At 74.8% G+C, this 12,118-nt stretch carries 11 protein-coding genes; 4 read left to right on the top strand and 7 right to left on the bottom strand.

Annotation, left to right across the window (positions count from 1 at the left end; all coding sequences use genetic code 11):
• Positions 1–88 precede the first annotated feature (88 nt).
• Positions 89–862 carry an acyltransferase gene (locus ACZ6KO_RS34210; protein ID WP_469307874.1) on the bottom strand — a complete coding sequence of 258 codons (774 nt, stop codon included), beginning with the start codon at positions 860–862 and terminating at the stop codon, positions 89–91.
• Positions 863–998: 136 nt separating this feature from the next.
• On the opposite strand from ACZ6KO_RS34210, the gene ACZ6KO_RS34205 reads away from it, so the two are divergent.
• On the top strand, positions 999–1,547 hold the full coding sequence (locus ACZ6KO_RS34205) for a gamma carbonic anhydrase family protein (protein WP_469307873.1): 549 nt from the start codon (positions 999–1,001) through the stop codon (positions 1,545–1,547).
• Positions 1,548–1,648: 101 nt separating this feature from the next.
• Here ACZ6KO_RS34205 and ACZ6KO_RS34200 read toward each other — a convergent pair whose 3' ends face one another.
• Together ACZ6KO_RS34200 and ACZ6KO_RS34195 are read right to left on the bottom strand one after the other, a co-directional pair.
• Complete coding sequence (locus tag ACZ6KO_RS34200; RefSeq protein ID WP_469307872.1) at positions 1,649–2,338, bottom strand: DedA family protein; 690 nt, start codon at positions 2,336–2,338, stop codon at positions 1,649–1,651.
• Between the two features lie 69 nt (positions 2,339–2,407).
• Positions 2,408–4,975 (bottom strand): beta-glucosidase, encoded by a 2,568-nt coding sequence (locus ACZ6KO_RS34195; RefSeq protein ID WP_469307871.1) that lies wholly within the window; start codon positions 4,973–4,975, stop codon positions 2,408–2,410.
• A 319-nt stretch (positions 4,976–5,294) separates the two neighbouring features.
• On the opposite strand from ACZ6KO_RS34195, the gene ACZ6KO_RS34190 reads away from it, so the two are divergent.
• Complete coding sequence (locus ACZ6KO_RS34190; RefSeq protein ID WP_469307870.1) at positions 5,295–5,660, top strand: hypothetical protein; 366 nt, start codon at positions 5,295–5,297, stop codon at positions 5,658–5,660.
• Between the two features lie 85 nt (positions 5,661–5,745).
• Here ACZ6KO_RS34190 and ACZ6KO_RS34185 read toward each other — a convergent pair whose 3' ends face one another.
• Positions 5,746–6,198: a DUF4442 domain-containing protein gene (locus ACZ6KO_RS34185; RefSeq protein WP_469307869.1), complete on the bottom strand. Its 453-nt coding sequence runs from the start codon at positions 6,196–6,198 to the stop codon at positions 5,746–5,748.
• Between the two features lie 96 nt (positions 6,199–6,294).
• On the opposite strand from ACZ6KO_RS34185, the gene ACZ6KO_RS34180 reads away from it, so the two are divergent.
• Together ACZ6KO_RS34180 and ACZ6KO_RS34175 are read left to right on the top strand one after the other, a co-directional pair.
• Positions 6,295–7,356 (top strand): DUF8017 domain-containing protein, encoded by a 1,062-nt coding sequence (locus ACZ6KO_RS34180; RefSeq protein ID WP_469307868.1) that lies wholly within the window; start codon positions 6,295–6,297, stop codon positions 7,354–7,356.
• 76 nt (positions 7,357–7,432) lie between these two features.
• Positions 7,433–8,737 carry an MFS transporter gene (locus ACZ6KO_RS34175; RefSeq protein WP_469307867.1) on the top strand — a complete coding sequence of 435 codons (1,305 nt, stop codon included), beginning with the start codon at positions 7,433–7,435 and terminating at the stop codon, positions 8,735–8,737.
• Here ACZ6KO_RS34175 and ACZ6KO_RS34170 read toward each other — a convergent pair.
• The 3 genes from ACZ6KO_RS34170 to tuf form a co-directional block, all read right to left on the bottom strand.
• Positions 8,724–9,515, bottom strand: coding sequence for a spermidine synthase (locus ACZ6KO_RS34170; protein ID WP_469307877.1), 792 nt, complete (start codon positions 9,513–9,515; stop codon positions 8,724–8,726). The two genes, ACZ6KO_RS34175 and ACZ6KO_RS34170, sit on opposite strands and share 14 nt — an antisense overlap.
• Before the next feature lie 295 nt (positions 9,516–9,810).
• On the bottom strand, positions 9,811–10,668 hold the full coding sequence (locus tag ACZ6KO_RS34165; protein ID WP_469307866.1) for a patatin-like phospholipase family protein: 858 nt from the start codon (positions 10,666–10,668) through the stop codon (positions 9,811–9,813).
• A 109-nt stretch (positions 10,669–10,777) separates the two neighbouring features.
• A complete protein-coding gene (gene tuf, locus ACZ6KO_RS34160; protein WP_469307865.1) occupies positions 10,778–11,959 on the bottom strand; it encodes an elongation factor Tu in 1,182 nt (393 codons plus the stop codon).
• Between the last annotated feature and the right edge of the window lie 159 nt (positions 11,960–12,118).

Genomic DNA, 12,118 nt, shown 5'->3' with positions numbered 1-12,118 from the left:
TGCACACCTACAATCACCACCGCGGACACACCGCGCTCGCAGGCAAACCACCTGCCAGCCGCGTCCCCAACCTCACTGGGCAATACACCTAGGCCGGGTCCGGCTCGGTCAGCTCGGTCAGCTCGGTCAGGTCGCCCAGCTCTGCCAGCGCGCGCAGCTGCTGCGGGGTGACGCCGTCCGGGATGGGCCGGGGCGCGGGCGTGCGCAGCGGCGGCTGCCAGCCGGTCTCGGGCGTCCAGCGGCGTACGATCCGCGCCGGGGCGCCCGCGACCACGCTGTGGTCGGGCACCTCGCCCCGTACGACGGCCCCCGCGGCCACCACCACGTTGCGGCCGATCCGGGCTCCGGGCAGGATCACCGCCCCCGTGCCCAGCCAGCAGCCCGGGCCGATCTCGACGGGTGCGCTGCGCGGCCACTGGCGGCCGACCGGCTCGTGCGGGTCGTCGTAACTGTGGTTGGTGGAGGTGATGTAGACCCCCGGTCCGCAGAAGACGTCGTTGCCGATGGAGATGCGGGTGTCGGCGATGACGTGGCTGCCCCGGCCGAGGACCACCCCGTCGCCCAGGACCAGCACGGGGTCGGGGCCGAGGTCGAGATCGGGCATCATCCCGGCGGTCAGGGTGACCTGCTCGCCGATGATGCAGTGGGCGCCCATGTGGATCCAGCGCTCGCCGAACACCGTGCCCTGCGGGAAGGCCAGGCGCGTGCCGTGGCCGATGGCACCGAAGCGCAACCGCCCGGGGGCCTGCGCGGTGACCGCGCCCGCCTGCTGCATCCAGCGCCAGCCGGCGTGCACGGCACGGCTGGCGAGGCGGCGGCGCAGCGCACCCAGAGATGAGAACGCGTTTCTGTTCTTCGGCACCCGGCCACGGTAGTGGGCCGGGCCACCGGCGTCGCATCCCGGCCCTGTGATCTTTACCCCATCGCCCGCCGGGGGCGGCGCGTGTTCTACCGTGCGGGGAGCGCGGCAACCTCACCCGAGACAAGAGGAACAGACCATGACGCACCAGGCCGGCCAGGCACTCGTCGCAGGCGTGGGCGGGAAGCACCCGCAGATCGACCCCGGGGCCTTCACGGCGCCCACCTCCGTGGTGATCGGCGAGGTCACCCTGGCCGCCGGGACGAGCGTCTGGTACTCGGCGGTGCTGCGCGCCGACTGCGGGCCGATCACGCTCGGCGCCGACAGCAACGTCCAGGACAACTGCACGCTGCACACCGACCCGGGTTTCCCCGTCTCGATCGGCGAGCGGGTCTCCATCGGTCACAACGCGGTGGTCCACGGCTGCACGGTCGAGGACGACTGCCTGATCGGCATGGGGGCGACCGTGCTCAACGGCGCGGTCATCGGCGCGGGCTCGCTGGTCGCCGCGCAGGCGCTGGTGCCGCAGGGCATGGTGGTCCCGCCCGGCTCGCTGGTCGCGGGCGTCCCGGCGAAGGTGCGCCGGGAGCTGAGCGAGGAGGAGCGCGCGGGCATCCGCGTCAACGCCGCCATGTACACCGAGCTGGCCGAGCAGCACCGGGCCTCGGTGACGGGCGCTGACGCGTGACGCACACCGTGTGACCTGCGCCGCGTGACGCACGCCGGGTGAACCGGCCGCCGTACGGGATCCCCCGGGCCCCGTACGGCGCGTGACGTCCGTACGGCGGGTCAGTCGCGGACCGCGGCCGCCGGCTCCGGCTCCGGCTGGGCCGGGAGCGCGCCCGCGGCGGCCGCGGCGGCCGCAGTGCCCTCGGCGTGCGCCTTCTTCGCCCGGCTGCGCAGCACCAGCATCGTGGTCACGCCGATCAGCACGGCGAGCACCAGCCCCAGCCACGAGAACCGCTTGAGCCAGGCCTCCGCGACGATGCCGACGTAGTAGATGACGGCCGTCGTCCCGCCGGCCCACAGGATCCCGCCGAAGACGTTGGCGATGGCGAACTTCCAGTACGGCATGTGCAGCACGCCGGCCAGCGGCCCCGCGAAGATCCGCAGGAGCGCCACGAACCGTCCGAAGAAGACGGCCCACATGCCCCACTTCTCGAAGGACCGCTCCGCCATGGCGATGTTGGCCTCGCCGAAGTGCTTCGGGAAGCGCCGGCCCAGCCGTTGCAGCAGCGGCTTGCCGCCCCTGCGGCCGATGGCGTAGCCGATCGAGTCGCCCACGATGGCGCCGGTGCTCGCGCAGATGCCCAGCACCAGCGGGTCCACGTCCCCGTGCTGCGAGGCCAGCAGCGCCGAGCTCACCAGGATGATCTCCCCCGGCAGCGGGATGCCCAGGCTCTCCAGTCCGATGACCACCCCCACCAGGAGATAGATACTCACCGCCGGCACGGTCTCGAGCCATTCCTGGATGTGCACCGGTGCGTCCTCCCGCGTCCCAGGCGCGTCCCCTGTGACGCACCGACCGGGCAGCCTACCCGCTGCCGATCACCTGACCACGGTTCTGGCCCGCAACGGCAGGTCCCGCGAGGACCGGCCCACGGCCACCTCGCGCAGTCCCTTGCCCACCACCCACGCGTGCTGCACGGGGTCCCAGGAGGACAGCGTGCGCGCGTCGAGGTCGAGGGTGACCCGCTGGGACTGCCCCGGGGCCACGGTCAGCCGCCGGTAGCCGGCCAGCGCCCGCACCGGCTGGTCGAGCCGCAGCTCCGGCGAGGGGCCGAGGTACACCTGGGCCACCTCCGTGCCCTTGCGGCGCCCGGTGTTGCGTACGGTGAACTCCACGCGCAGGCCGCCGCGTTCGGGCCGTACGGTCAGCTTCTCGTAGCTCCACGTGGTGTACGACAGCCCGTGGCCGAAGGCGAACAGCGGCGTCACGCCCTGCGCGTCGTACCAGCGGTGGCCGACCTGGATCCCCTCGCTGTACTCCTGGCGGCCGCCGACGCCCGGATAGCGGGCCGGGTCCCCGCCGGCCGGGTGGGAGGAGTCGTCGGCCGGGAAGGTCTGGGTGAGCCGCCCGCCGGGGTCGACGTCACCGAAGAGCACGTCGGCGGTGGCGGCGGCGCCCTCCTGGCCCGGGTAGTACATCTGGAGCACGGCGCCCGTGCGGGCCAGCCACGGCATGGCGACCCCGCCCGGGGTGTTGAGCACCACCGTGGTGCGCGGGTTGACGGCGGTGACCGCCTCGATCAGCCGTACCTGGTCGCCGGGCAGGGCGAGGCCGGTGCGGTCGGTGCCCTCGGTGGCGTCCTCGTAGGCGAACAGCACCACGGAGCGCGAGGCCCGGGCGGCCTTGACGGCCTCGGCGAGGTCGGCGGCGCGGCTGGCCCGCGTGGTGTGGCGCAGCCGGAAGCGCTGGCCCGCGGCCCCGCCCTCGGCGGCGACGGAGAGCCGGTGGGTGCCGGCCTTCAGGGCAAGGGTGTGACGGCGGACGGCGAGGCCGTCGGGCGCGGTGCCGAGCAGTCCGCCCGCGTACCGCTCGGCGACGCCCTGCCGTACGGGGAACAGCGGTTCGTCGTCGACGCGCACGTCGGGCCGTTTGCCGCTGTAGTGGACGAGCACGGTCCACTCGTCGTCCTCGGCGAGGGTGAACTCCGCCTGGTGGCTGAAGCCGCGCCCCGCCTTCACCGTGCGGTTCTCCAGGTCGGCGGGCGGGGTGAGCAGGCCGCCGGGCAGCGGCTTGCCGTAGACGTCCTCGCCGAGGGCGTAGCGGACGGTGGCCGTGCGCCCGGCCCGCTCACGGATCGCCGTGTACGGGCTGACGGCCCGTTCGGGCACCACCTGGGCGCTGCCGCCGCCGCCGACGAAGGGCACCCCGCCGGTGGGTCCGACGACGGCGACGGAGCGGGCGGCGGCGTCGGCCAGGGGCAGCGTGCCCTGCTCGTTGCGGAGCAGGACGGCCCCGGCGACGGCGACCCTGCGGGCGAGCCGGGCGCCGGCGGCCGCGTCCCGGGCGGGCCGGGCGGCGGGGCGGGGGTCGAGCAGACCGAAGCGGTCCATGGTGGTGAGCACGCGGCGCACGGCGAGGTCGACGGCGGTTTCGGCGACCGAGCCGCCGCGGACCGCTTCGCGCAGCGGGGCGCCGAAGTGGGTGCCGCCGGGCATCTCCATGTCGAGTCCGGCGCCCAGGGAGGCGACGGTGCTGTGGGCGGCGTCCCAGTCGGACATCACCCAGCCGTCGAACCCCCAGTCGCCGCGCAGCAGTTCGTCCAGCAGTTGCTTGTGCTCGCACGCCCAGGTGCCGTTGACCTTGTTGTAGGCGCCCATGACGGCGCCGGCTCCGGCGGCGACGGCGGCCTCGAAGCCGCGCAGTTCGGTCTCGCGCAGGGTCTGTTCGGCGGCGACGACGTCGATCGTCTCGCGGGCGCGCTCCTGGTTGTTGAGGGCGAAGTGCTTGACGGTGGCGACCAGTCCCTCGTCCTGGATGCCGCGGACCACCTCGGCGACCAGGTCGGCGGTGAGCTTGGGGTCCTCGGCGAAGGTTTCGAAGTTGCGGCCGGCGAACGGGGTGCGGATGAGGTTGACCATCGGCGAGAGCAGGACGTCCTGGCCCAGTGCCCGGCCCTCGCGGCCCAGGACGCGGCCGTACGCGCGGGCCAGCGCCGGGTCGAAGGCGGAGGCCAGCAGGACGGGCGCGGGCAGGGCGGTGGCCGGCTCGGCCACCCGGACGCCGGCGGATCCGTCGGCCAGCCGCAGCGGGGGGATGCCCAGGCGCGGGACGCCGGGCACGTATCCGGCCTGGCCGAGGGGGGCGGGGTCCCTGGCACCGTGCAGCAGGGCGGTCTTCTCGTCGAGGGTGAGCCGTTCCAGCAGGGCGTCGACGCGCGCGGCGCGGCCGGGTCTGGGGGCCACCGGAGCCTGCGCCGCCCGGGGGGTCGTCCGTACGCCCGCGCCCGGCGGGACGGTGGCCACGCAGCCGCCGGCCCCTGCGGCAGCGGCGGCGAGCAGCCGGAGCGCGGCGCGGCGGGAGAGGGCGGGTCCGGCGGACGCCGTGCGGGCGACGGACCCGGCGTCACCGGCCGCACCGGCTCCGGTCGCGTCGCTGGCCTCGCTCATGGGCGCTCCCTGCAGGTCGGCGGCGGGGGCGGCCCGCACCGGACCGCCCCCCGGCCCACTGTGCGGCCCCGTACGCCCGTGGCCCCGTCAGACGCGCAGACGGGGGCGGCCGGTTCAGCCCTGCGGCGGGCGGCGGGGTGGGCCTGAGGCGCCCCGCCGCTGGTCAGAGCGGTCCGCTTTGACAGCTCCCTGGGGAGAGGGGAGGGTGGAAATGACCCAGATGTCTCATTGGCAAGCAATTGCCGGGAGGTGCATGGAAATGCGCCGGAGGATCATGGCGGCAGTCGTCGCGGGGGCCGCAGGTATGACCCTGGGCCTCATGCCCGTGAGCGGAGCTTTCGCCGCGGACGGACACACAGGCCGGCACTGCTCGGACAACACGCACAACTGGCGCGGCGACAACCGGTCGGACTGGTGCGGGGACGGCGGATACGGCGGCAACGGCTACCGTCATGCCTACTGGAACGACGACGACCGGGGCGGCTACGGCGGCTACGGCGGCAACGGCTGGCACGACGACGACCACGGCGGCTGGGGCGGCTGGGGCGGCTACAACGACGACTGGGACGGCCACGGCGGCGGCTGGGGCGGTCACGGTGGTGACGGCTGGGGCGGCAGCCACGACGACGGCTGGGGCGGCGGCCGGGGCGGCCACGACGGTGGCGGCCACGGCGGCTGGCACTGACCGGCCAACCCGTACGACAGGAGCGTGACCCCGCACCGGGGTCACGCTCCTTCACTGGCCGGGGCCCGGCCCGGCCGCACACAACTCAGGAGTTGGGGCGCAGGGTCCACACGACGGTCATCTCGCCCGTCACGGCCTCGTCCTCGCGCTGGATGGCTATGGCGACCGGGAATTCCGGGCGGCCGCCCGCGTCGAGCTCGGCGACCACCTCGGCCGCGGGGCGGCCCAGGGTGGCGGTGGCCGTGACGACGCCCTTGGCGAGCTTCTTGTAGCCGATCTCGGCCTTGACCGCCAGCGGGACCGCGCGCGAGAGCTGGTCGCCGAAGGCCGCCAGCACGATGGCGCCGCTCGCCGACTCGGCGAGGGTGAACATGGCGCCGGCGTGCGGGCCGCCGACGTGGTTGTGGTAGTCGGGCTGGTCGGGCAGCCGGACGACCGCGCGCTCCGGGGTGGTCTCCAGGAACTCGAGGTTCAGGGTGCGGGCCATCGGCACCGTCGCGGCGAGCAGTTCGCCCACGTTCATCTGATCTGCGCTCATGAAATGCGATGTTACCCGCGAGTAGATGAGCTTGACCAGACCCGACGGGGGACCGGACGTGGCCGCCGCCGCGCGCTCCCACTATCGTTACCGGCCATGTGGCCAGGACAGCAGCAGCAGCCCGGGGGCGAGCAGAACCCGCAGGACGCGCACCAGAACCCGTACCAGCAGCAGCCGGGGCAGCAGCCGAACCCCTACCAGCAGCCGGGGTACGGCCAGCAACAGCCCGGCTACGGATACCCGCAGCAGCAGGGGCACGAGCAGCAGCCGGCCACGCAGCCGTGGGCCCAGCCGCCCATGCCGCCGCAGCCGCCCCACGCGCCCCAGGGCCCCGGGGACGGCGGCAGCTCGGCCTCCACCAAGACCATCGCGATCATCGCGGCCTCGGCCGTGGTGGCCGCCGCGGCCGTCACCGCGGCCTTCGTCCTGACCAAGGACGACGACAAGGGCGACCCGCAGGCCAACGACAAGCCCGAGACGAGCGCCTCCGCACCCGCCTCGACGCCCGCCACCTCCGCCGCCCCGGCCGCCCCGAGCGACAACCCGCGCGCCGGCGGCCAGCTCCAGCCGACGGTCCCCGGCTGGAAGGTGGTCTTCAACCCCAACTACGGCGTGGCCTTCGACGTCCCGCCGGAGTGGGCGGTGGCCTCGTCCGGCCTGTCGACCGGCTACGGCGACGACAAGAAGTCGGACGGCTCCCCGCTGATCATGATGTCGGCACCGGCCTACCTCAAGGAGGACTGGTGCAAGGTCGACTCCGACAAGAACGGCAGGGAGGAGAGCTACCCGCTGGGCACCACCGGCACCAAGGGCGGCCAGGGCGGCACGGACACCGCCTCGAACTCCCGTGACAACGCCGGTTCCTGGGTGTACGCGGCGTACTCGCAGAAGCAGCCCAAGGAAATGGTCAAGATCACGACCCCGAAGGAGTTCACCACCGCCTCCGGGATCAAGGGCCACACCGCCACCGCCACCGTGAACGGGCTGCCCAAGACCCACAAGTGCTCGGTCACCGACGCCAAGTCGGTCTCCTTCAGCTTCCGCAACGCCAAGGGCGACTTCGCGAACTGGGTGATGTTCGGTCCGACCGGCGTCGCCGAGGAGATCAAGCCCGAGGTCTACGAGAAGGTCATGGGCTCGATCCGGCTCTCCGGCTGAGCGCCGGCGCCGCCCTTTTCCCGCCCGGGCCGGAAACCGGTTTGGATTCCCGGCCCGGGGCGGGGATAGTCCCTGGGTGAAACCTCCTGCCCCGGCCCTGCGCAGCCGCCTCGCCCGCCGCCGCCCCGCCTGGGCGGGACGCAACTACAGCCTGCTGACGGGCGCCGCCGTGGTCACCAACCTCGGCAGCCACGGCGCGCTCATCGCCGCCGCCTTCGCCGTCCTGGAGACGGGCGGATCCAGCGGTGACGTCGGTCTCGTCGCGGCCGCGCGCACGCTCCCGCTCGTCCTCTTCCTCCTCGTCGGCGGGGCGCTCGCCGACCGGCTGCCGCGTCACCGCGTGATGGTGGCCGCCAACGCCCTCAACTGTGTGTCCCAGGCCGCCTTCGCCGCGCTGGTCCTGCTGGGCGAGCCGCGGCTGTGGCAGATGATGCTGCTGACCGCGCTGTGCGGCACCGGCACCGCCTTCTTCAACCCGGCCGCCGAGGGCATGCTGCTCTCCAGCGTCTCGGGCGAGCACGCCAACCGCGCCTTCGCGCTCTTCCGGATGGCCATGAACGGCGCCGGCATCGGCGGCGCCGCGCTCGGCGGGGCCATGGTCGCCGCGCTCGGGCCCGGCTGGGTCCTCGCCGTCGACGCGGCCGCCTTCGCCGTCGCGGGCGCGCTGCGGGCCTTCCTCGACGTCGGTGACGCCGCCGCGCGGGCGCCCGGCGGCGGGCTGCTGGCCGATCTGCGCGAGGGCTGGGCGGAATTCCGCAGCCGGCCGTGGCTGTGGGGCATCGTGCTGCAGTTCTCCGTCGTGGTCGCCGTCGTCGGCGCGGCCGAGGCGGTCTACGGTCCGCTGGTCGCCCGGGACCACCTGGGCGGGCCCGCGCCCTGGGGCTACGCGATGGGCGCCTTCGGCCTGGGCACCCTCGGCGGCGCACTGCTGATGATGCGCTGGAAGCCGCGCCGGCTGCTGCTGGTGGGCACGCTGTGCGTGTTCCCGCTGGCCCTGCCCTCGGCGGCGCTGGCCGTTCCGCTGCCCGCGTGGGGGCTGTGCGCGGTCATGTTCCTGACCGGCACGGCGATCGAAGTGTTCGGCGTGAACTGGATGACGACGCTGCACCAGGAGATCCCGGAGGACAAGTTCTCCCGGGTCTCCGCGTACGACTGGTTCGGGTCGGTGTCGATGCTCCCGCTGGCCACCGCGCTGGCCGGCCCGGCCGAGTCCGCCTTCGGCCGCTCCGGCGCGCTGTGGGGCTGCGCGGGGCTGGTGGTGCTGGCCACGGCGCTGGTGCTGCTCGTCCCCGACGTACGGCGGATCACGCGCCGCCCCGTGCACCCCACGACGAGCCCGGTCAAGGAAGCTCACCTGCCCGCCGAGGTCACCCCACGCTGAACGCTCCGGACGGCGGCCGCGGCGACGGTGCGGCGTCCACGTCGGCCACCGGCCTGGCGTCGCCGATGAGCCGCGTCAGCGCCGGGCCCTCGACCACGCGGGCCGGGAAGGCGTCACCGGCGCAGCGCCGCGCGAGCTCCGCGGTGGGCAGCCCGGCGTCAGAGGCCAGCAGCACCACGTTGCCGAAGCGGCGGCCGCGCAGCACCGAGGGCTCGGCGAGCAGGGCGAGCTCGGCGAACTGGGCGCGGAAGCCCGCCAGCTGGGCGCGCAGGAACCCGAAGGGGGCGCCGTCGGCGAGGTTGGCGGCGTAGAGGCCACCGGGCCGCAGCACCCGGGCCGCCTCGCGCGCGTACTCCACCGACGTCAGCGCGGCGGGCACCCGCGAGCCGCCGAAGACGTCGGCGATCAGCACGTCGGCGGCGGCCGCGGGCGCCTGTTCCAGCCAGCTCCGGGCGTCGGCGGCGTGCAGGGCCACGTCGGCGCCGGCCGGCAGCGGCAGGTGTGCGGCGACGAGATCGAGCAGCGCCCCGTCGAACTCGACGACCTGCTGGCGCGAGCCCGGCCGGGTGGCGGCGGCGTAACGGGGCAGGGTCAGCGCTCCCCCGCCCAGGTGGAGCAGGTCCAGCGGGACGCCGGGATCCGCCGCGCAGTCCAGCACGTGCGCGAGCCGGCGGACGTACTCGAACTCCAGGTGTTCGGGGTCGTCGAGGTCGACGTACGACTGCGGGGCGCCGTCGACCGTCAGCAGCCAGGCCCGCTCCCGGTCCACGTCCGGCATCAGCTTGGCGATGCCCTGGTCCACGTCCCGGACCACCGGGATCAGCTCGTCACTCACCCCACCATTCTCCGCCGCCCGCCACCGGGCCACGGACCCGTCCCCCGAAGACCCCAGGCCCGGCGCCCGGCGCCCGGGGCCGGGGACCGCGGGTCCGGGAACCCGGAGGCCAGAGGCCCGCACGCCCAGGGGCCGCAGGCCGGCATGCCCGGGGGCCGCAGGCACGCAAGGCGCCGGGCGGGGGCTCGGGGGCTCGGGAACCCTGGGCCCGGGGCCCCGGAGGGTCGGCGCCCGGGGGTCAGGGGGACCAGATGCGGGCTACCTCGGCCGCGTGGGCCGGGGCCTGGGCCAGGCCTGCGCGGGCCGCCGGGGCGCGCCGTGCCGGGTCCAGCACATTGCGCCCGAAGGCCTGGCGCGCCTGCCGGGACGGGTGGATCACGGCCACCTCCGCGCCCGCCGCGCGCAGCGCCGCGGCCTGTGTCAGCGGTGCGGGGATGTGGCCGGCGCCCAGCGTCATCGGGGCGATGATCACCACACGCCGGTAGCCGGCCGCGAGGTCGGCGTTGGCACTGGAGCGGATGCCGCCGTCGATGTAGCGGCGCTCGCCCACGGTGGCCGGCGGCCACACCCGCGGCACCGCGCAGCTGGCGCAGACCGCGTCGACCAGCTGGGCCCCGCTCTCCCGGTCGAAGGCCTTGAGCTCACCGGTCAGGGCGTCCACGGCGGTGACCACCAGGCGCCGCTCGGGCCACTCGTGCGAGACCAGGCGCGCCGCCAGCACGGTGCGCCGCGCCGCCTCGTCGCCGGTGTCCGCGGCCAGCGCGAGCGCGCCGATCCGGCGCCGGTAGCCGCGCGCGTCCGCGGAGCGCAGCATGGTCAGGGCGTAACGGGCGAGGACACCGGCGCCCAGGCGCGCCACGTCCTCGCCGGCCGGGTCGGCGAGCTGGCGCTCGTACAGCTCGCGCGGGCCGAGCAGCCCGGAGGTGAGCTGCGCGCCGACGACGGAGCCGGCGGAGGTGCCGACGACGAGGTCGGCGCCGGACAGGTCCACGCCCGCCTCGGCGAGGCCGCACAGGATCCCGGACTCCCATCCGATGCCGGTCAGTCCCCCGCCGCCGAGCACCAGTGCCCGCTCGCCGCCGCCCGTCGCCGCCATCGCCGCCCCCGTCCTGGAAATGTGTGGTGACGGCAGTGTGGCAGTGCCGCACTGCCGTCACCAGGCCGGGGCCGGCGCCGGGGCCGGGGCCGGGGCGCGGGCGGCGCCCTCAGCCGAGGACGGTGGTCACCGTGCCCGCGCCGACCGTGCGCCCGCCCTCGCGGATCGCGAAGCCGAGCCCGGCCTCCAGCGGGACGTCCCGGCCGAGCTCCACGGTCATGGTGACCGTCTCGCCGGGCCGGGCGACCGCGCGGTCGCCGAGGTCCACATCGCCGACGACGTCCGCCGTGCGTACGTAGAACTGCGGGCGGTAGCCGGAGGTCAGCGGTGTGCTGCGGCCGCCCTCGCGGGCGGAGAGCACGTACACCCGGGCGGTGAACCGGCGGCTGGGGGTGACACTGCCGGGTGCGGCGACCACGTGGCCGCGGCGCGCCTGCTCGCGGTGCAGCCCGCGCAGCAGCAGCGCCACGTTGTCGCCCGCCTCGGCGGACTCCATCGGCTTGCCGAAGGTCTCCAGGCCCGTCACGACCGTCTCCACCGGCTCGCCCTCGCCGCCGAGCAGCGCGATCCGGTCGCCGAGGGCCACCCGGCCGCGCTCGACGGCTCCGGTGACGACCGTGCCGCGGCCGGTGATGGTCAGTACGTTCTCGACCGGCAGCAGGAACGGGGCGTCCGTGTAGCGCACCGGCATGGGTACGTACGTGTCCACCGCGTCCAGCAGCGCGCCGATCGCCGCGGTCCACCGTGGGTCGCCCTCCAGCGCCCTCAGCCCGGAGACCCGGATGACGGGCACGCTGTCACCGCCGTAGCCGTGCTGCGCGAGCAGGTCGCGGACCTCGAGCTCGACGAGGTCGGTGAGCTCGGGGTCGCCGGCGTCGGCCTTGTTGAGGGCGACGACGATGTGCTCCACGCCCACCTGCCGCGCGAGCAGCACGTGCTCGGCGGTCTGCGGCATGACGCCGTCGAGCGCGGAGACGACGAGGATCGCCCCGTCGAGCTGGGCGGCGCCGGTGACCATGTTCTTGACGTAGTCGGCGTGCCCGGGCATGTCCACGTGGGCGTAGTGGCGGGTGTCGGTCTCGTACTCGACGTGGGCGAGGTTGATGGTGATGCCGCGCCGGGCCTCCTCCGGCGCCCGGTCGATGCGGTCGAAGGGCACGAAGGCGGCGCCGCCGCGCTCGGCGAGGACCTTGGTGATGGCGGCGGTCAGGGTCGTCTTGCCGTGGTCGACGTGACCCATGGTGCCGATGTTGAGGTGCGGCTTGGTGCGCACGAAGGCCGTCTTGGCCATGATCTCTTCCCGTTGATGTGCGACGCGTGACACGTCGTGTTCGTGACGTGAACGGGACCCCTGCGTCGGACCGACCCTCCCCCTGCGGGGTCCGCCGGACTGTCCGGGAAGGGTCAGCTTCGTGCGCCGTCGAACGCATCGATCAGGAAGACGGCAGCC

It is taken from the genome of Streptomyces sp. NPDC042102 (assembly GCF_055582305.1).
Note: the sequence above shows the minus strand (reverse complement) of the source record. Positions and strands in the feature narration are given on the sequence as shown.